Source organism: Bacillota bacterium (assembly GCA_012839765.1).
Lineage (GTDB): Bacteria > Bacillota > Limnochordia > DUMW01 > DUMW01 > DUMW01.
The window spans coordinates 1-18,848 of the sequence record DUMW01000004.1 but is presented as its reverse complement, the minus strand read 5'-3'; the positions used below and the strand labels follow the sequence as shown (position 1 = coordinate 18,848).

The following is an 18,848-nucleotide window of genomic DNA, read 5'->3' as shown; positions in this document are numbered from 1 at the left end:
GAGTCGTCGTCCGGAATCCCTTTGATTCAAATCTGCGCTTGTCTCGAGACTCGGCAATCAAGGCATCCACCAGTCTCACGCATTCCGTATAAGCGGCGCGAAACGCCTTACGAAGGGAATTTAGCAGGCAAAGCTCAAGCTCTTGCAGGGAAAACCCGATTCGAGCTCGAACTTCTTGCATACGAGAGACTCCTTTCTAATTCTTTTTTGGCTATCTCCATATATTGGAGACGGAGTCTCTCGATTCCTTCTCTAAAGCCCTCATCTTTCAATGGACCTGCGGTCTTCTATTCTTGCCAGGCCTTGCCAATCCCCACAAACTTTTGACTCATACGAACCACCGGTAGTTGTTGCGCAAGAAACCGTAGGCCCCTTGGGGCAAGGGGCCTACGGCGGGGGGATAGTTAGAGGACACCGACGGATTTCAGTAGAAGGAAAATGCCAATCCAGCCATAATTCTGAGTCCACCGCCACAGGGTGTCCAACAGGCCCTCCTCGGTGTCCTCGGTTCCTTGGGCTGTCTCGTCCAGAACGAGGATTTGACCGACGGTGAGGCTATCGGGGTTGGTGATGTTGTTCAGCTGGATGAGCCGTGCCACTGGCACCCCTGTCCGCTGGGAAATGGCATAGAGGGTATCTCCGGGGCGCACTTGATAGGTTTGCGCCGCGGCGCTGACCAAAGTGGAGCTTAATAGAACACAAATTAAGAGTAATGTGAGAAATATTCTACGCATGAATAAAAACCTCCTTAGTAAACCACTGTAATTTGCTAATTCGTCGCCCACCCCCGGAACTCCTGCGGTAAGTGCGGGTACCGCAGGGAACAACTAGTGACGCTGGAGGGGAATAGCATTTTCCTTCGGAATCTTTGGGGCTGTCCGTGGGAATTATACTACGGAAGGAAGGAGGGTGCAACGGTGCCCCAGAAGCGAGCGATCCTCAGCTATTTCAACTCCCAGCAGAACGCCGCCGCGGCCCTGACCCGCCTTAGGTCCGAAGGAATTGAGGATATCCGGTTGGATCGGGTGAGTCTCTACCAGCCGGAGCCTACCTGGTATCGTACGGGCCTGATCAGTGGTTTGCTGGATCCCTTGGAATATGTTGGTACGATGAATGTCCTGGAGGCCAGCCAGGTGACTGACAGCGGCCAGGCCAGTCCTTCGGTGCTGTCCCCCGCCTACTTGCTGACGGTGGTGGCAGACGAGGAACAGTTGCCCCAGGTCCAAGCCATCCTGGAAAACTACGGCGGCAGTGTCTAGTAACACATGCCAACTTAAGGAGGACGAAGTTTGACCAGGCCTGGGATCAGAAGTATAATGGGCCTGTAGAGAACTAAGTTGGAGATGTGATTTTGTGGCAAGACCACCAAAGGTTCGCCGAGTAGAATTCGTTCCCCATGCCACCTATTTCAAGCCCGCGGGTATCCCTGCCCAAGAGCTTGAGGAGGTGGTCCTTACCGTGGAAGAAGTGGAGGCCCTACGCCTTAGAGATCTGTTAAAACTGGACCAGGAGTCCTGTGCGGAGCGGATGGGTGTCTCCCGGGCCACCTTTCAGAGGATCCTGGGGGAAGCCCGGGAGAAGGTGACTGGTGCTTTGATCGAAGGCAAGGCGTTGCGGATCTCCGGTGGCACTTACTATTACGCCCAACCGGGAAGTGGTCATTGCCACCGTCATCATCCCGGTGCCCGCCATCGAAAGGGACGCCGGTGGGACCAGGAACCCCACGGGGAGGAACCCGATGCCCGCAGTTAGTATGCTGATTAAACCAGCCTCCAGCAGCTGTAACTTACAATGCGAATACTGTTTCTATCATTCCCTGGCGGCCAAGCGTTCAACACCCAACTATGGCATCATGTCCCTGGAGACTTTGGAATGGGTAGTCCGCCGGGCCTTCGAGTATGCCGAAGGTTATTGCGGTTTCGCTTTTCAGGGCGGGGAGCCGACCCTCGCGGGTCTGGATTTCTTTGAGAAGCTGATCGAACTACAGGAAGAATTTCGGCCCCGGGGTGTCGAGGTGAAGAATTTCCTCCAGACCAACGGGATCCTGTTGGATGAAAAGTGGGCCCAGTTTCTGAAAAAGCACGACTTTCTGGTGGGTGTTTCCCTGGATGGCCCAAAACACATCCATGATCTTTATCGCAAGGATCGGAGGGGAGAGGGTACCTTTAGGCGGGTTATGCAGGCCCTGAAGATCTTGCAGGAGCACCGGGTGGAGTTTAATATCCTGAGTGTGGTCAATTCCACGGTGGCCAGGCACCCCCAGAGTATCTACAACTTCATGAAAAAGCAGGGATTCCATTATCTTCAGTTTATTCCTTGCCTGGACCCCCTGGGGGAAGGGCCTACACCCTATTCCCTACAAGGGGAAGATTACGGAAGGTTTTTATGCGTCCTATTTAACCTCTACGTAAAGGATTTGCAGAGCAGTCGGCCCATGAGCATCCGCTTTTTCGATAACGTAATCCAGATGGCCCTGGGGTATCCCCCGGAGGCCTGTGACCAACGGGGACACTGCAGTATCCAATATGTGGTGGAGGCCGACGGCGGGGTGTATCCCTGCGACTTTTACGTGAACGATACTTGGTATTTGGGCCATGTGCAGAAAGACTCTTTGGCTCAGCTGGGCCAGTCGCCGGTGGCCCAGCGGTTTGTCCGGTCCTCTTTGGAGTTGTTGGCCCCGGAGTGTAGGCAATGTCGCTGGTTTGGGTTGTGTCGAGGTGGTTGCCGGCGGCACAAGGAACCCGTTCAACGGGGAGAGACTAGCCTGAGTCGATTGTGTCCGGGATACAAGTTGTTCTTCGAGTATGCAGAGGAGCGGATCCGGGCAATCGCCCGGCAGCTTAGCTGGCGTCTTGGCCCCCCGGGAGGAAGCTATTTGGGGAGTGGTGTACGGTGAAGTTCAAGATCATTACCTTCGGCTGTCAGATGAACGTCCATGATTCGGAAAAAATCGCGGGCTATTTGACCCAGTGTGGCCATGGGGCTACTGAGGATCTCGACGAGGCCGATCTGGTGATCTTTAATACCTGCTGTGTGCGGGAGAATCCCGAACGGAAGCTCTACGGGCAAGTGGGGCAGCTGAAGGGCTGGAAGGAAAAGAAGCCGGGCCGGCTGATTGGGGTTTGTGGGTGCATGGTGCAGCAGGAAGCGGAGTTACCCTTAATTACCGAGCGATTGCCCCATGTGGATCTGGTCTTTGGGACCCACAACATCCACCGGCTGCCGGAGCTGCTGCACCGATGTCTTAGCGGTGAGCGGGTGATTGAGGTCTGGGACGACAGCGACGGGGTGTACATTCATCCTACCCTGCGGGAGGATCGGCTCAAGGCCTGGGTGGATATCATCTACGGGTGTAACAACTTCTGCACCTATTGCATTGTGCCTTATACCCGGGGACGGGAACGGAGCCGTCCGTTGGAGCATATCATAGATGAAGTGCAAAAGCTGGCCGATGCTGGTATCAAGGAGATCACCCTCTTGGGCCAGAACGTTAACTCCTACGGTAAGGATCTGCCCGGCGGACCGACTTTTGCGGATCTGCTGGCCCGGCTTAATGACGTCTCTGGGATCCTGCGGATCCGGTTCACCACCAGCCATCCTAAGGACTGTTCGCCCCAGTTGATCGACGCGATGGCCCACCTGGATAAGGTCTGCGAACATCTGCACCTGCCATTGCAGGCCGGCAGCGATCGGATTCTAAAAATGATGAACCGGCGGTATGATATGGCATATTATCTTGATCTGGTGGAAAGAATACGGGAGAAGGTGCCCGGCATCAGTCTAACCACGGACCTGATGGTGGGCTTCCCGGGGGAGACCGAGGAAGATTTCGAGGCTACTTTGTCTGCCGTAAGGCAAGTACGGTTCGACAGTGCCTTCACCTTTATCTACTCTCCCCGGAAAAATACGAAGGCGGCCGCGATGCCAGAACAGGTTCCTGAGGAAGTTAAGACCGAACGGATCGGCCGCTTAATCGAGCTGCAAAACAGGATCACCTGGGAGATTAACCAGGAGCTTATCGGTTCGGTCCAACCGGTGTTGGTAGAAGGGACCAGCAAAGAGGATCCACATGTGCTTTCGGGACGGACCCGGACCAACAAATTAGTGCTCTTCCCAAAGGAGGAGACATTAATCGGCCAGGAAGTGGATGTAAGAATCGAGGATGCCGGCACGTGGCATTTATCAGGGCGTTTAGAGGGAGGCTGATTCATGAGCCAAAGGACTGGGGTCAAACGGCGGCTGCTGGAGACCAAGACCCGGGATCTCTGGCAGTTGGAGCTGGTCAGCGCGGATGGGCACATTTTAGGACGGGTTGTGCGGCAAATTGTGGAAGTGGATATGTATACCATTCGGTACTTCATCGTCTATTGTGCCGATACCGGCAAGCATTACATTGTCCCCAGCGATACCATCTATGCCATTGAGGATGATCGGGTTTATACCTCGCTTACCCGCGCACATCTCACCAAGCTTCCGGATCTGTCGGTACCGGTGGAGGATGTGGAAGAAGAAATCTACCGGATTATCGGGCGCAGACCTTACTGGGAAGAGGAGTTCTTCCCCTCGACACCCCCAACGGACTAAGAGCAGGAGTTTCATCGATTTTTCACGAATAGATCAGCCTTAAGGACAAAGTGGCCCCAAGGGGCCTAGGTCTATACATAGCTGGCAGGTCTTGTTTCAGCAAGAAGGGAGGAACGCCAGCTTTGTGCCCACCTGTGGGACTTTGTGGCGTAGTCTAGATGAGCACACCGATGATGCGTCAATACAACCGCGTTAAACAGCAATATCCCGACGCCATAGTGTTTTTCCGCCTGGGCGACTTTTACGAAATGTTCGGTGATGATGCCATCTTGGCCGCCCAGGAGTTGGAGATCACCCTGACTTCCCGGGAAAGTGGCCAGGGGAACCGGATCCCCATGTGCGGCGTGCCCTATCATGCGGTGGATCGTTATCTGGCCCAGTTGATGGAGAAGGGTTACAAAGTGGCCATTTGCGACCAGGTGGAGGACCCTAAGGAAGCCAAGGGATTAGTGCGGCGGGAAGTGACCCGGGTGGTGACTCCGGGCACCATCTATGAACAGGAACTATTGGATGAGCGTCAGAATAATTACCTGGTGGCCGTGTCCAGTGGCGGGGCTGGCTTTGGGCTAGCCTATGTGGATGTGTCCACGGGGGAGTATGCGGCCTGTCATCTGCCCACCCGGGGGCAGTTAATCGATGAATTGTTCCGCTTGCATCCCGCAGAAGGGCTAGTGGATCGGAAGGAGACTTTGGAGCAACTGTTGGAGAGTCTGCCCCCCGATTGGGAACGGCGCTTTCGGGTGGATGAAGCGCGTCTTTTTTTGGGCAGCCGTGGTGAGCAGGCCCTGTTGGAGCATTTCGAAGTGCAAAACCTGGCTGGCTTTGGCTATGATGATCAGCCTTTGGTGATCGCGGCTGCGGGTGCCCTGCTTCTGTACATCCAAGATAACCATCGGCAAAGCCTGGGCCACATCACCTCCTTCCGGGTGTACAGTACCGCAGAATACATGCTTCTAGATCGGGCTACCCGTCGGAATCTGGAGCTTACGGAGACGATGCGGGAGGGGAAACGGGAAGGTTCTCTTCTTTGGGCCATTGACCGCACCGTAACCAGCATGGGGGCCCGGCTACTTAGCAAGTGGATCAACCAGCCCTTGATTGACTTAGCGGAGATTCAGTACCGGCAGGAACTGGTGGCCCAGCTGGTGGGGGATGTGGGTCTGCGGGAACAGGTGCGCACCTATTTGCGTAAGGTCTATGACCTGGAACGTCTAGCCACCAAGGTCAACTGCGGTTCTGCCAATGGCAGGGATCTTTTGAGCCTACGCGACTCCTTAGGGCAGTTGCCGGCCCTCATCGGCGTTTTGCAGCAGGCCGGTGATCCTTTGAAAGCTCTGGGGGAGGAACTGGACCCCTTGGATGATGTCCATGGGCTTTTGGCCAGGAGTATCAACGAGGATCCGCCCATCTCCATCACAGAAGGAAACTTAATTAAGGCCGGTTACCATCCGGAGGTGGACGAGTTACGTCTGCTGACCGCCGAGGGGGATGACTGGGTGGCCCGTTTTGAACAGCAGGAGCGGGAGCGGACTGGGATTAAGTCCCTGAAGGTGGGGTATAACCGGGTCTTCGGATACTATATCGAGGTCACCAAGGCCAATTTGTCCATGGTCCCCGAGGAATACACCAGAAAACAGACCTTGGTAAACAGTGAAAGGTTTATCACTCCGGAACTGAAGCAGAAGGAAAACCAGATTATGGGGGCTAAAGAACGCCTCGTGGAGCTGGAGTATAACCTCTTTTTGGAGATCCGCAGTCAGGTGGCCCGGGCGGTGAGCCGGATCCAGCGCACAGCTAAATTGATCGCCGAGCTTGACGTGCTGGCGGGCTTTGCCCAGGTGGCGGTGGAGCATAATTATTGTCGTCCTGTGGTGGATAGCTCCGACCGGATTATCCTCAAGGGTTGCCGGCACCCGGTGGTGGAGCGGTTACTGAAGAACCGGACCTTTGTGCCGAACGATGTGCACCTGGACCAAAGGCAGCAGTTGGTGATCCTTACCGGGCCCAACATGGCGGGCAAGAGCACTTACCTGCGGCAGACGGCTCTGGTGGTTTTGCTGGCGCAGATTGGGTGTTTTGTGCCCGCAGACGAAGCCCAGATCGGCATCGTAGATCGGATCTTCACCCGGGTGGGGGCCTCCGATGATCTGGGGACGGGCCAGTCCACCTTCATGGTGGAGATGAGTGAGGTGGCCAATATCCTGCGGAATGCTACCGCAAAGAGTCTAGTCATCCTCGACGAGGTGGGCCGGGGTACCGCCACCTACGACGGGCTTAGCATCGCGTGGGCGGTGAGCGAGTACATCCATGCCCGCATCCAGGCCAAGACCCTCTTTGCCACCCACTATCACGAGCTTACGGAATTGGCGGACAAGCTGGAGCGGGCGGTGAATTACCGGGTGGCGGTGGTCCGGGAGGGAAAACGGGTGGTTTTCTTGCATGCCATCGAGCCCGGCCGGGCCGACCGCAGTTATGGTATTGAGGTGGCCCGACTGGCGGGATTGCCCGAAGAGGTCCTCAATCGCGCGGAAGTGTTGCTTAGGCAGCTGGAGGGTAAAGCCAGTTCCCAGCGGGAAGTGGCAGTGGCTAGGGAGCCGATGCGGCAGCTGAGCCTGTTCGATGATGGTCTGCCGGTGCTCCAAAAGCTGAAGAGCCTGGATTTAGACCGGTTGCGGCCTATCGATGCGTTGAACGTGCTGTATGAACTGCAGGAGATGGCTAAGGGAACCGCGGGAGGAAGCCGATGAATCAACAGATTAGACAACTGAGCCTCGATGTCGCCAACAAGATTGCCGCGGGGGAAGTGGTGGAACGGCCCGCTTCCGTGGTGAAGGAATTGGTGGAAAACGCCATTGACGCCGGTGCCACCCGGATTGAGATTAGCTGTACCGCTGGGGGGAAGGAAAAGATCCAGGTCACCGACAACGGCCATGGGATCCGGGCCGCGGAGGCGGCCCTGGCCTGGGAGCGCCATGCCACCAGCAAGATTAGCGATACAAAGGACTTGTTTTGCATTCGGACCTTAGGCTTTCGGGGGGAGGCCTTACCTAGCATTGCCGCGGTTTCCGATGTACAGATGCTCACCCGCCACCAGTCCGAGGAGATGGGCACATACTTGGAGCTGCGGGCCGGACGGGTGGTAGCCCAAAGGCCCCAGATGTGTCCGGTGGGAACTACGATCACGGTTAACAACCTGTTTTATAACACCCCTGCCCGGTACAAATTCTTGAAGAGCACCGCCTCGGAACGGCGGTATATCATCGATCTAGTGTCCCATCTGGCCTTAAGTAACCACCAGGTGGCCTTCCGGTTGGTGATGGATGACGAGCAGGTGCTTTTTGCCCAGGGGACCGGAAAATTGTCCGATGCGGTATTGGCGGTGTATGGGGCCGAGGTGGCCAGCAAGATGCTGCCGGTGGAGCACCGGTTGGGCCCCTACGGGATGAGCGGGCTTATCGGCAGGCCGGAGATTGCCCGGGGCAACCGCAGCTTTCAGTCTTTGTTTGTCAACGGACGCTTTGTGCAGGATTCCCTGATTCGGGCGGCAGTGGAAAAGGCCTACCGGGAGCTTCTGCCGGTGAAACGGTTTCCAGTGGTGGTGCTTAACCTCACTGTGCCGCCGGATATGGTGGACGTGAACGTCCATCCGGCCAAGGCGGAGGTGCGGTTTAAGGATGAGTCCCAGGTTTTTCGGCTGGTGATTGGTGGGATCCAACGGGTCTTTCAGGAACAGCAGTTGATCCAACCCTTTGAGCTAGCCCCGGACCAACCGCCGCCCAAGCCACCGTCGCCCGCACAAAGGGCGATGGACTATGGGGCTTCCACCGGTGGTTATGTGATGAGAGATAAGAACCCCATCATCGAGGAAAAGCCGGTGGAGATTCCAAAGACGCCGGAACCGGCAGGGACCCCAGGGGATCTGACGGTGGTGGGGCAGTTGTGGGATACTTACATCCTAATTGCGGATAGGGAGACTTTGTGGCTAATCGATCAACATGCGGCCGCGGAACGTATCCATTACGATAAGCTCAAGGCCCAGTGGGCTAGGTCCCTGGAGGTCGGTCTGGCCCGGCAGGCCCTGGTGGTGCCCATTCCCCTAGACCCACCCTTGGCCCAAGGGGAGCTGATTCGGGAACAGCTAGAGCGGCTGGGTAGGTTGGGTTTTGTGGTGGAGCCCTTCGGGCAGGCCTCCTTCCTCGTGCGGGAGATCCCCGTGGCCCTGGAGATGTTGCGCAGTTCCCCTAAGGATGTGGAGGCGATCATCGAGGAGTTGGTCCAGGAGATCCAGGAGGAGGACTGGGAAAACAGGGCCCTGGCCAGCATCGCCTGCCGGGCCGCATTGAAGGCGAATTACCAGTTGGAGAGAAGGGAAATGCTAAGTTTGGTACAGAGGCTCAAGGAAACAGCCAATCCCTATACCTGTCCCCACGGGCGACCAGTTCTGTTGGAGCTTAGCCGCAAGGAGGTGGAAAAGAACTTTGCCCGGCGCTGATGTCTTAGTGATTGTTGGTCCTACCGCGGTGGGCAAATCCCAGGTGGGTCTGCACCTGGCCCAGATCTTGACGGGGGAGATCATTTCCGCGGATTCCATGCAGGTATACAAGCTGATGGATATTGGGACCGCAAAACCCACCCCTGAGGAGCAAAAGTTGGTCAGGCATCATCTTATCGATGTGGTGTACCCCTGGGAGAAGTTCAGCGTAGCTCGGTATCAGGAACTGGCGGATCGGGCCATCCAGGACATCTTACACCGGGGACGGACACCCATCGTAGTGGGAGGGACGGGACTTTATGTTACCGCCTTGCTTGATGGCTTCCTCTTCCCCGACAAGGGCCACACCAAAACCAGGCGCAGACTGGAGAAGGTGGCCCAAACCAGTCCCCAGCGGTTATACCAGCGGCTCCAGGAGGTGGATCCCGAGGCCGCGGCAAAGATTCACCCCCAGAATTTGCGTCGGGTCATCCGGGCCTTGGAGGTTTACTACGACACCAAAAAGCCCATTTCTCTGCACCAAAGGGAAGCCCAAAGGAAAACCCCGCGCTATCAGGCGTTGTTTTTCGGGTTGACTATGCCCCGGGATCTCCTTTACGAACGGATCAACCGACGGGTAGATGGGATGATGGCAGCCGGTTTATTGGAGGAGGCCCGGCGGTTGATGGAATATGGCCCTAGTGTCACCAGCATGCAGGCTTTGGGTTACAAGGAGCTGTGGCGATATCTCCGGGGTGAATGTTCCCTCGAAGAAGCGGTGGAGCTTCTGAAACGGGATACCCGGCGGTATGCCAAACGGCAGTACACCTGGTTCCGGCGGGATGAACGGATCCGCTGGATCGATCTGGTGGCCGTGGGCGGCCTGGAGGGTGCAGTGAGTCTGATCGCGGAGGCGTGGGAGAACCGGGGATAGCCCGTTGGCAACCCTCCCCTTCCTTGGCGAACACTTAAGGCGGTAAAAGGCCGAAAGATGGTTAGATTATTATTGATCCTTTGAGGAAGGGAGGGGTACGATGGACGATCGGATTCGGTGCAGTGTGGACAACTGCCAATACTGGTCCCAGGGGAACATCTGCCGTGCTTCCCAGATTATTGTGACCTCCGATGCGGTGGTCAGCAACGGGGTGGATATGTACGAATCGCCCCATCTGTCCCTGGAGATGGCCACTCCCGCGGGCAGCAGCATGGACACCTGCTGCCAGACCTTCATTGCCAAGGGAACACCCCATGCCCTGCGGGATCGGGTGACCCAGCGGAACTAAGCAGAGTAACCTTTGGGGTTCAGAGGGTAGGACCGAGGAATCGAGTAGAGCTCCTACTCGATTCCCCATGCAACTATCTATCCTGATAGACATATTTCTCTATGCAGTGGGCGATCCAGGCCCCGGCGGGGGAGCTTTCCCCAAGCTGGGCGGTGAGTTCCTTGAGCAATAGCTTAATCTCCGGGTGGGCATGTTCTTTCCTGGTTTCCACAATATGACAGAAGTGTAATAGATTGGTTTTCACAATGAAGGGCGTATCTACGCTGAGGGGAAAATGCCCGCGGATGACGTCCGGTTCTCCCTCCAACTGCTGGATGAACTCCAAGGTGGCGGTATCCCGCTGCAGTTCTTCTTTGGAGTAGTTTTGGGCGTACCAAGGTGCCACCCGGAAGGTCTTGCAGTAGCGGGTACTTTTGGCGATGAAGGTGGAGAAGGTGCCATGGGTGCGCAGATCATCGTACGAACCCCGCCCCAGTCCCAAAATTAACCAAGACCAGGTGACGAACTTTAGAAGCTGACTGTGTTTCATTTGAAAGCCCCATTTTTCCAGGGCCGCCAGTCTTCCCTCGTCAATGATCACTTTGCCGGTTTCATCGAAGATTCTATCTTCATTGCCCTTGGAAATGTACAGGGCAGCAATAGCCGTATCGAGCACTGGTGGCTCAATCAACTTAATCTCAAACAAATTTCTCCCTCCCTGACTATTGGGTTGTCTGATAGCAATTCTCGATCCAAAGGAAAAAGTCCTGCCTGGTGCGCGGCCACTCCTGCGGGAATGCCTTGCTCAAAGAAGGATGAGGTAAAGCAAGCGTCGGCACGAAAAAAAGAGATAAAGGGCGAAAAACCGCTTCGCTTGACTTCTGGCGGGATACTGCTAGAATATACTTGTCTTGAAATCGAAAATCGTGATCTAAGGGGGCTGGGAAATGGCCAATGCTCTGGGGCGTCACGTTTTATGTGAGGCTTACGGTTGCAAGTATGAAATTCTGGACAATGTAGATTTGGTGCATCAGGTTCTTAAGGAAGCCGCTCTGAAAGCCGGTGCCGATGTAAGAGAGGCCGCATTCCATAAGTTTTCTCCCCACGGTGTAAGTGGCGTTTTGGTGATCTCCGAATCCCATGTAGCCATCCACACCTGGCCGGAGTATGGATATGCGGCCTTAGATGTGTTTACCTGCGGTGAGGATGTGGATCCTTGGGATATCTGCCATGATATTCTCGACAAATTCGGTACCTCCAATTACACCGCCCAGGAAGTGAAACGAGGTATCTTCGATAAAAACATACACCGCAAGATCTCCTAGAAGGGTCACCGGAGCAAAACCGGGTTCCAGGATTGTGTAGGGGACTTGGTGTGACCCTCTGATTCGTAGTCAGACACTCAGTGTATTGCGAAGTACTAAACAGATGCTAAGGAGGGAAGACGTGACACAGCTTTGGTTTACAGAGAAATTCACCGATAACCTGGCCTTGTCTTTGCGGGTAAAGGAGACCATTCATCGGGAAAAAAGTCCCTTTCAACAGATTGAGGTGGTGGAGACCTATCAGTTTGGACGGGTGTTGTTGCTGGATGGGGTGATCCAGACCACCACCGTAGATGAGTTTGTGTACCACGAAATGATTGCCCACGTGGCGCTGAGCGCCCATCCGGCCCCGAAGCGGGTGGCTGTGGTGGGAGGTGGGGACGGCGGCACCGTGCGGGAAGTGCTGAAGCATGATACGGTGGAGCTGGTCCGACTGATTGAGATTGACGAAGCGGTGGTTAGAGTTAGTCAAAAGTATCTGCCGGAGATTGCCTGTGGTCTGCAGGACCCGCGGGTGGAGATTGCCATTGCTGATGGGATCGCCCACATGGCCGAAGTGACCGATGAATACGATGTGGTGCTGGTGGATTCCACCGATCCGGTGGGTGCTGCCGCTGGGCTGTTTTCTAAGGAGTTTTACCAATCGGTCCACCGGGCCCTCAAGCCCGAGGGGATCATCGTGGCTCAGACTGAATCCCCTTGGACAGAGCCGGGGATTATCAAAAGGGTGCAAAGGGCCCTCGGCCAAGTGTTTCCCCAGGTGTACCTGTACTTGTGTAACATACCGGCCTATCCCAATGGCATGTGGGGCTTTTCCATTGGTTCCAAGGTCCATGATCCCCGCAAGCCCCGGCGGCAAAACCTTTCCTTCAGTACAAAATACTACACTCCGGCTATCCATGAAGCGGCCTTCCTGCTGCCACCCTTCGTCCAAGAGATCCTCAATACAGATTAGCGTTGGCTTAGGCTGCAGTGGGTCCACTGCAGCCTAAGGAGAAGTTTAGATCAAACCAACTTCCTCCGCCCAAGCGATGATGCCATCGAATAGGCCCTGGGCAATTTTTTGCTGGAAATCCCAGGTCTGCAACAGGGCCAGTTCCTTGGCGTTGGTCATGAAGCCGGTTTCCACCAGGACTGCAGGTCGGGACTGACGGGTCACCGTAAAGCCCCGTTGGACCACCCGGCCTATGCTGTTGGCACTGCGGCCGGTGGTACGTTCCAGATGAACCTGAAGTAGATAGGCCAAGCGTGTGGTCCGTTGATTGGCCCCCCAGTAGACGTAAGAGTTGCTGCCTTGGGCCGAAGGGTTGGTGGGACTAGCGTCGCAGTGGATGCTGATGAATAGATCCGCTTTGTTCCAGTCTCCCATGGCGGCTCGTTCCGTCAAAGACCGGTTGATGTTGTTCGTGGATGTTCTGGTCATCACTACATGATGCCCGGCGGAACGCAAAAGACTGGCCAGGATTTCCCCAACGGCCAGGGTGATGTCTGCCTCTCGGACTAGCTTCGGACCATCCCAGGCTACGGCACCGGGATCGGAACCACCGTGGCCAGGATCAACCACGATAGTCAAAGAAGGTCCCGCAGGGACTTGGGTAACGAGGGGCGTAAGTTTAACCGGATCCAGATACGTGTGTTGGTGGACGTCCACGTCGATGGTCTTTTCTAAGTAGCCGTCCGCGTTGAATTTTAGCCGGTAAGTGCCGGGAGTAAGTCCCACGACGCGGAAGTAGCCGTTGGTGACTGACTGTTCGGTGATCCGTTGGCCCTGGGAATCCTGAACCACCAGATAACCGGACAGATCCGTCTCCGATGAACTGTCCTGTAGACGCCCCAAGACCGATACTGCACCGGGATTCTGGGGGGTCAGACAGCCCGTCAACAGGAAGGTGGTGATGAGTAGCCAGAGCAGTCGCTGTTTCAAGGATAGGACCCTCCTTAAGTGTCAGAGATTAACTAATAATTCAAATACTTCGTAAACATTTCGTTTTTGCCTGGGGGGAATCCTTTAGAAAGTAGTGGCAACGGACCGCCCCTGGTACTGTCACACCTTGGACGCCCTTTGCGTATACTGGAAAGAAACGAGGGATCTAGCCGATATCTAGGAGCGATTCCAATGAAGCAACAAAACTCCCAGTATACTGACCCGCGGCACATTGTTGATCTGGTGGAAGCAGGTATCCTGACCCCCACCACGGCCCTGATGCGCTTGTCCCAGTTGGAACGAAACTTGGTGGCGCCGGTGCTGAAGGAGGAACCGAAGGAAGAGACCCTCAGCGAGATCATGGACGAGTTGGATCAGTTGATCGGATTGCAGCAAGTCAAGCTTCTGGTGAGGGAGATCAAGGCTTTCATTGAGATTCAGCAGCGGCGTCAGGTGGAAGGGTTGGTCTGCAAGAACCTTGTGTTGCATATGATCTTCAAGGGCAATCCTGGTACAGGGAAGACCACGGTGGCTAGGATCCTGGGGAAAATGTTTCGGCAGATGAATGTGCTGTCCAAGGGGCACCTGGTGGAGGTGGAACGGGCGGATCTGGTGGGGGAATATATTGGGCATACGGCCCAACGCACCAGGGAACAGGTGAAGAAGGCTTTGGGCGGCATTTTATTTATTGACGAAGCCTACTCGTTAGCCAGGGGAGGGGAGAAGGACTTCGGAAAGGAAGCCATCGACACCTTGGTAAAGGCCATGGAGGACCATAAATCGGAGTTGATCTTGATTCTTGCCGGTTATCACGAGGAGATGGACCGGTTTTTGCGCACAAACCCGGGTCTACGCTCGCGCTTCCCCTTGCATATTGAGTTTCCCGACTATTCACCGACGGAACTGATGGAGATCGCCAAGCTGATGTTGAAGGAACGGGAGTATGAATTGACCGATGGGGCCATGGCGCGCCTGTGGCATTATGTTCAGGAGATTAACGAGCAGCCTATCAGCGGCAACGCCCGGGCGGTTCGCAACTTGATTGAACGGGCTATCCGCAGGCAGGCGGTACGGTTGGTCCACCAAGAACACATTACTCGACAGGACCTAATACTGATTTTACCGGAGGATCTGGACGAGGCGGTGGCTCAATGAGTCAATGCATCATTCTAGGCAAAGCCAATGTAGGAAAGACCCTCTTTGCCATCAATTTTGCAGACTATCTGGGGATTAACGAACTGGAGATTGTGGCCACCCACCCCGGGGGACGTACCCAGTTGCATCTATTGCGGAGGGACGAGGCCATTGAGCGGCTGACAAGCACCACAGAACACGAAACCCGGTGTCTGCAGGCCTTCACCATCCGTTTGCGCAAGGGCAAAAGCGAGAAGCAGCTGCTGTTGATGGATAGTACGGGCCTGATCGAGGGGATCCACGCCAGTCCCGAGGTGAGGGCGGCCATGGCTCAGACCATCAGTGCCATTAAGGACGCGGATATTGTGTTGCACATGCTGGATGCGGCAGCGGTGGGGCTGGAAGGATCGGAACGGGCTATCGGTGAAGTGGATCGGCAACTGTGTCAGTACGCACGGCTCAAACGCGGTTACGCTATTTTAGCGAATAAGATGGATCTACCGGGAGCCGCCTTGGGCTTGGAACGGATCACTTCTACCTTCCACGGACAGACGGTGATCCCCATCTCCGCCCTGAAAAAGCAAGGGTTTGCTGAGGTGAAACGCCATGTGGCCACCCATGTCTAGTCTGCTTCCGTGGTTCTTCCAAGTGGGTGGGGTTGTAATTGCCACCGGCTTGAGCATCAAGATGATGGATGACTATTTGGATAAGGATTTGGACTTGCATGGGAATCTGTATCACTTCCTAGAAGAGGGGATCTTGCCCTATGCCTTGGTGGCCCTGGCCTTGGCCGCGTTGGCCGATGCTTCTTTGAGCGTCTCGTTGTTTCTCAGCGCCTACTGTGTCGGTATGGTCTTTTCTCCCTTGGATCGATTACCAACGGGATTAGTGGGGTATCAAGAATGCCTGTTGGTAATGGGTATCCAACTGCTCTTCATTCCCTGGCGTAGGGTGGTGTGTTCCCTTGCGGTGTTGCTTTGGGTGCAGATTCTGGATGATGTGATTGATCGAGACATCGATACGAGAGTGAATATTGTTCATCGTTTAGGATTCGGGGAAGCGGTGATGATCGGTGGGCTTTGTTTTTTCGTGGGGTTATACCTGGACTGGATGGTAAGTCTTTGGGCACTGGTCTTTATTCTGCTACTTAACCGTTGGCAACCGCGGACTGCCGGAAGGGCTGAGCTAGATGTCCGTTGAGCATGTGGTCACCATGGTTTTTTTTGTGGCGCTTATCTTTTATGCCCTGGGCCGTAGACAGGGGTTCCGAGAGGGCTTCGTGCACGGTGTAAACTTTGGTCCCTTGGAGCTGCGGAGGCAAGCCCTGGAAAAGGGATACTGCCCCATCTGTGGTTACGGGCAAGAAGTGCCATGTCTACATGAGGGGAATAGCGGTAACGAGGAAGGGGATCGTTGCTAGTGAAAACCTCCGGTGCTAGACAAGTGCTCCAAGAAGAAGCCGTTGATCAGCTGTTGTGTCCATTCTTTTTCCCTTCTGGGGTACCTTTTGTCGATTCGCGCCTTGTGTGTGAGCTGTCTTTTGGGAAAACACCTTTCTTATAGCACTGAGGTTGACGATGGGACTCTTTCAAAGACGAGATTTAGCCTCGGGGTTCTTTAACAGCCCGATTCCTCTCCCGCTGGTTCGGAAAGCACTTTATCTCGATTCTGCTGCTGGCCTACCGAAGTCGGAAGTGTTTGGTAAGCGTTTCTTACAAAGCTGCTTGGTGTTAGCCCCATGTACTTCTTAAACACCCGAGTAAAATAGGAGACATTGTTGAAACCGAGATTTCTAGCCACCTCTTCGATTGTCTGGTAGTGATTTACCTCTAGAAGGAGGGCGGTGGCCTTTTCGATGCGTAGGCGGTTAATGTAATCTACGATGGTCATGTTTGTGGCCGAACGGAAGACCCGACAGAGGTATTCATAGTTTAGCTTTAGCTCCGCCTCGATGTTCTTCGCAGAGATACTCTGACAGAAGTTCTTTTCGATATATTTCTTCACCTTCAACACATGTTCCGCTTGGATCGGGGAACGGACTGTCAGTGTGGTGGGTGAAGCATGCATCGGTTGCCCATGGCGGGAGATGAGCGTGAGAATCTCAACCAGAATGCTACCCATGCGCAAACGGTAGTGCTTTTTCCTGGCAAAGGCTTCTTCCCGTAACCTCATCGAAAGCTCCAGCAGTGTACTGTCGGGATAGGAGCCTAAGAGGGGAATATTCAGAACCTCCCCGTTGATGGCAAAACTGGGTCCTTCGTTTCCTTCGGGAAATCGGAACTGTACAAAATAAAAGCCGGTATCAGGGGGAGCGTCCCCCCAACGACTGTGGGTTTCGTTCGGCAACAGCAGCAGAAACTGATTCTCATTGAGCACCAGGTTGGTCCGTCCGCGCCGGAAACGGAGACCATCTCCCTTGACAACGACCAATTGATAGTTGGGATTGGAGTGCTCGTAGGTTCTCCAAGAGGGGTTATTATCGGGAATGTAGTTTGTTGAGATGACCATCGGACCTGAACGCAACACTTTGAACACCTCTTCTGAGCGCAGCCGTGGACTTCTTAGCAAGTCAAAATAGTTCCCATTTATGTTAATTCACTTTATTGGCTAGGTTTCCTGCTTGTGAGAAAACTCAATCAAGGACTAGTGGAGCTTTTTCATCGGTGGGCACGAAGCGAGTGTTTTCCGAGAGTGTAGTAACTATCTTCGGTGAAAGGTAACCCTTGGTTAATGCATCGGTCAGGTTGTGGGGACGTTGGTTGTCTCAAGGTACGCCCGGGGCAGTACTTGTGATTGGGTTCCGTTCAGATTCGCTGTCACCATGATTCGTGTGGATCCTACGTTGCCTACGGGGCATCAGAGCGCGGGATGGCTGAATGTGTTACCCATCCATGAAGGCCTTCTTGTGGTTACAATTGACAAAGCAGTAAGTCTATGATACCATCGATTTAATCGATTTAGTATAGATGTTCCGGCTTCTCAAGTACATATAACGGCGATGGGGCGCATAGGCCAAGCCATGCTGGTTTCATCTGCTTTGGTTCGCTTCGGGTGTTCCGATTGTCTTTTGCTAGGTTCCGCACGATGGAGAACCGGACAGAACCAAGGCCGTGGGGGATATGGTGTCCTTTGAACCAGCAAAACCTGAAAATCAGTGGTTGATCCGGGAGTACAGGAAGCGACAGCCCGTTTTCTACCGTTCGTCTGTTTCAGGATGAATGGGTGCGCATCCATTCCAAGTCTGTCGATTGTCCTGAGGTATTTTTCATGGCCCTAGCGAGTGTTCTTAGCCAAACCTGATAACTGGAAATCATCGTCATCGTAGTGCAAGGTATGGAAAACATGTTGAGCGCTCAAGCGGCGACGGAACAAGTGGGCAGTCGGACTAAAGCTATCGTGGTGCAGTAGTTGCTTTGTCTGGCTAATGTTTGTCGTCAACGACTAACCGGTTAGGTGTAGCTTGTGGGTTGATCCGCACTGAGGAGATGGGTCTGGTTATGGACCAAACTAGAACGGTCCACAGCAAATCTGCTATGTCTTTTGGACAAAGGGTTTTCTCCCAGCGTTGGGTTGTCGGAGAGGTTTTTTGCCCCTTGCGGGAGTGGCAGTAGCCATCAGTTCCATTGGTTGGCTTGAAAATGGTGACAGACAGTGTGTGGGGGTGGGAACCTCCACCGGACTTAGAACTATGGGCGTATGCTGCTTGTCCAAAGAATAGCAGAACGGCAGTGGTTTGACATCGGGTTTCCGGGTTGTTTAACGGTGGATCTGGGCTGGAGGTGTAATTATATGTTGTTCACAATCAGTTTAGTGATCTCCCTTTTGCTTGCTGTTGGCAATGTAACCGCTGAGGTGGTTTCCCGTTATGAGGTCTATCTGCCGGCGGTGGAAAGATACTGGATCGTCAATCCAGCAACATCCAAGTACCAGTACAACCACGATTCCTCCTTGGCTTACTATAGGGGAAACTGGTACGCGGTTTGGAATGCCAACACAAATCCCCTTGAAAGCCAACCGGGCCAAGCGCCTTGACCCCCTAGTTTTGGAGAATATGCTTGTACTTCATCTACATATCGCATGATTGCTTCGTATTTCTACCAGTTGCACTTTTTACTCATCTTAGGCGGCCTTGAGTGCTTCTTTGGTAT

At 54.5% G+C, this 18,848-nt stretch carries 21 protein-coding genes; 16 read left to right on the top strand and 5 right to left on the bottom strand.

Annotated features, from left to right (window positions below; translation table 11 throughout):
• The coding region (locus tag GXX57_00225; GenBank protein HHV43080.1) for a hypothetical protein at positions 1-181 on the bottom strand (181 nt) is incomplete at its 3' end.
• Positions 182-404: 223 nt separating this feature from the next.
• Entirely contained in the window at positions 405-734 is a 330-nt protein-coding gene (locus tag GXX57_00220) for a LysM peptidoglycan-binding domain-containing protein (GenBank protein HHV43079.1), read from the bottom strand.
• Between the two features lie 183 nt (positions 735-917).
• Between GXX57_00220 and GXX57_00215 the strand changes: the two genes are divergently transcribed.
• From GXX57_00215 to GXX57_00175, 9 genes are all read left to right on the top strand, one after another.
• Positions 918-1,259: a hypothetical protein gene (locus GXX57_00215; protein HHV43078.1), complete on the top strand. Its 342-nt coding sequence runs from the start codon at positions 918-920 to the stop codon at positions 1,257-1,259.
• A 94-nt stretch (positions 1,260-1,353) separates the two neighbouring features.
• Positions 1,354-1,752: a DUF134 domain-containing protein gene (locus GXX57_00210; GenBank protein HHV43077.1), complete on the top strand. Its 399-nt coding sequence runs from the start codon at positions 1,354-1,356 to the stop codon at positions 1,750-1,752.
• The gene (locus tag GXX57_00205) at positions 1,739-2,896 is read left to right on the top strand and encodes an anaerobic sulfatase maturase (protein ID HHV43076.1); all 1,158 of its coding nucleotides are present in this window, start codon (positions 1,739-1,741) and stop codon (positions 2,894-2,896) included. The genes GXX57_00210 and GXX57_00205 overlap by 14 nt, the downstream gene beginning before the upstream one ends.
• 29 nt (positions 2,897-2,925) lie before the next feature.
• Positions 2,926-4,206, top strand: a complete 1,281-nt coding sequence (gene miaB, locus GXX57_00200) for a tRNA (N6-isopentenyl adenosine(37)-C2)-methylthiotransferase MiaB (GenBank protein ID HHV43075.1) — start codon at positions 2,926-2,928, stop codon at positions 4,204-4,206.
• A 3-nt stretch (positions 4,207-4,209) separates the two neighbouring features.
• Complete coding sequence (locus GXX57_00195; protein ID HHV43074.1) at positions 4,210-4,584, top strand: hypothetical protein; 375 nt, start codon at positions 4,210-4,212, stop codon at positions 4,582-4,584.
• Positions 4,585-4,742: 158 nt separating this feature from the next.
• Positions 4,743-7,331 carry a DNA mismatch repair protein MutS gene (gene mutS, locus GXX57_00190; GenBank protein HHV43073.1) on the top strand — a complete coding sequence of 863 codons (2,589 nt, stop codon included), beginning with the start codon at positions 4,743-4,745 and terminating at the stop codon, positions 7,329-7,331.
• Positions 7,328-9,076, top strand: a complete 1,749-nt coding sequence (gene mutL, locus GXX57_00185) for a DNA mismatch repair endonuclease MutL (protein HHV43072.1) — start codon at positions 7,328-7,330, stop codon at positions 9,074-9,076. Before mutS ends, mutL begins: the two co-directional genes overlap by 4 nt.
• Positions 9,063-9,989: a tRNA (adenosine(37)-N6)-dimethylallyltransferase MiaA gene (gene miaA / locus GXX57_00180; protein HHV43071.1), complete on the top strand. Its 927-nt coding sequence runs from the start codon at positions 9,063-9,065 to the stop codon at positions 9,987-9,989. The genes mutL and miaA overlap by 14 nt, the downstream gene beginning before the upstream one ends.
• A 100-nt stretch (positions 9,990-10,089) precedes the next feature.
• The gene (locus tag GXX57_00175) at positions 10,090-10,338 is read left to right on the top strand and encodes a DUF1540 domain-containing protein (protein HHV43070.1); all 249 of its coding nucleotides are present in this window, start codon (positions 10,090-10,092) and stop codon (positions 10,336-10,338) included.
• A gap of 73 nt (positions 10,339-10,411) precedes the next feature.
• Here GXX57_00175 and GXX57_00170 read toward each other — a convergent pair whose 3' ends face one another.
• Positions 10,412-11,023, bottom strand: a complete 612-nt coding sequence (locus GXX57_00170) for an FAD-dependent thymidylate synthase (GenBank protein ID HHV43069.1) — start codon at positions 11,021-11,023, stop codon at positions 10,412-10,414.
• A gap of 241 nt (positions 11,024-11,264) precedes the next feature.
• Here GXX57_00170 and GXX57_00165 point away from each other — a divergent pair, with 241 nt between their 5' ends.
• On the top strand, positions 11,265-11,642 hold the full coding sequence (locus GXX57_00165) for an S-adenosylmethionine decarboxylase proenzyme (GenBank protein ID HHV43068.1): 378 nt from the start codon (positions 11,265-11,267) through the stop codon (positions 11,640-11,642).
• Between the two features lie 103 nt (positions 11,643-11,745).
• The gene (gene speE / locus GXX57_00160; protein ID HHV43067.1) at positions 11,746-12,597 is read left to right on the top strand and encodes a polyamine aminopropyltransferase; all 852 of its coding nucleotides are present in this window, start codon (positions 11,746-11,748) and stop codon (positions 12,595-12,597) included.
• A 45-nt stretch (positions 12,598-12,642) separates the two neighbouring features.
• On the opposite strand, the gene GXX57_00155 is transcribed toward speE, so the two are convergent.
• Complete coding sequence (locus tag GXX57_00155; GenBank protein ID HHV43066.1) at positions 12,643-13,566, bottom strand: hypothetical protein; 924 nt, start codon at positions 13,564-13,566, stop codon at positions 12,643-12,645.
• Between the two features lie 192 nt (positions 13,567-13,758).
• Here GXX57_00155 and GXX57_00150 point away from each other — a divergent pair, with 192 nt between their 5' ends.
• Genes GXX57_00150 through GXX57_00135 form a run of 4 tightly spaced genes read left to right on the top strand, consistent with a single transcriptional unit; the run spans position 13,759 to position 16,120 of the window.
• Complete coding sequence (locus GXX57_00150; protein HHV43065.1) at positions 13,759-14,721, top strand: AAA family ATPase; 963 nt, start codon at positions 13,759-13,761, stop codon at positions 14,719-14,721.
• Positions 14,718-15,326: a GTP-binding protein HSR1 gene (locus GXX57_00145; GenBank protein ID HHV43064.1), complete on the top strand. Its 609-nt coding sequence runs from the start codon at positions 14,718-14,720 to the stop codon at positions 15,324-15,326. Before GXX57_00150 ends, GXX57_00145 begins: the two co-directional genes overlap by 4 nt.
• Positions 15,319-15,900 carry a hypothetical protein gene (locus GXX57_00140; GenBank protein HHV43063.1) on the top strand — a complete coding sequence of 194 codons (582 nt, stop codon included), beginning with the start codon at positions 15,319-15,321 and terminating at the stop codon, positions 15,898-15,900. Before GXX57_00145 ends, GXX57_00140 begins: the two co-directional genes overlap by 8 nt.
• The gene (locus tag GXX57_00135; GenBank protein HHV43062.1) at positions 15,890-16,120 is read left to right on the top strand and encodes a hypothetical protein; all 231 of its coding nucleotides are present in this window, start codon (positions 15,890-15,892) and stop codon (positions 16,118-16,120) included. The genes GXX57_00140 and GXX57_00135 overlap by 11 nt, the downstream gene beginning before the upstream one ends.
• 197 nt (positions 16,121-16,317) lie before the next feature.
• On the opposite strand, the gene GXX57_00130 is transcribed toward GXX57_00135, so the two are convergent.
• Positions 16,318-17,268: an AraC family transcriptional regulator gene (locus tag GXX57_00130; GenBank protein HHV43061.1), complete on the bottom strand. Its 951-nt coding sequence runs from the start codon at positions 17,266-17,268 to the stop codon at positions 16,318-16,320.
• Between the two features lie 1,221 nt (positions 17,269-18,489).
• On the opposite strand from GXX57_00130, the gene GXX57_00125 reads away from it, so the two are divergent.
• Complete coding sequence (locus GXX57_00125; GenBank protein HHV43060.1) at positions 18,490-18,732, top strand: hypothetical protein; 243 nt, start codon at positions 18,490-18,492, stop codon at positions 18,730-18,732.
• The last annotated feature ends 116 nt before the right edge of the window (positions 18,733-18,848 follow it).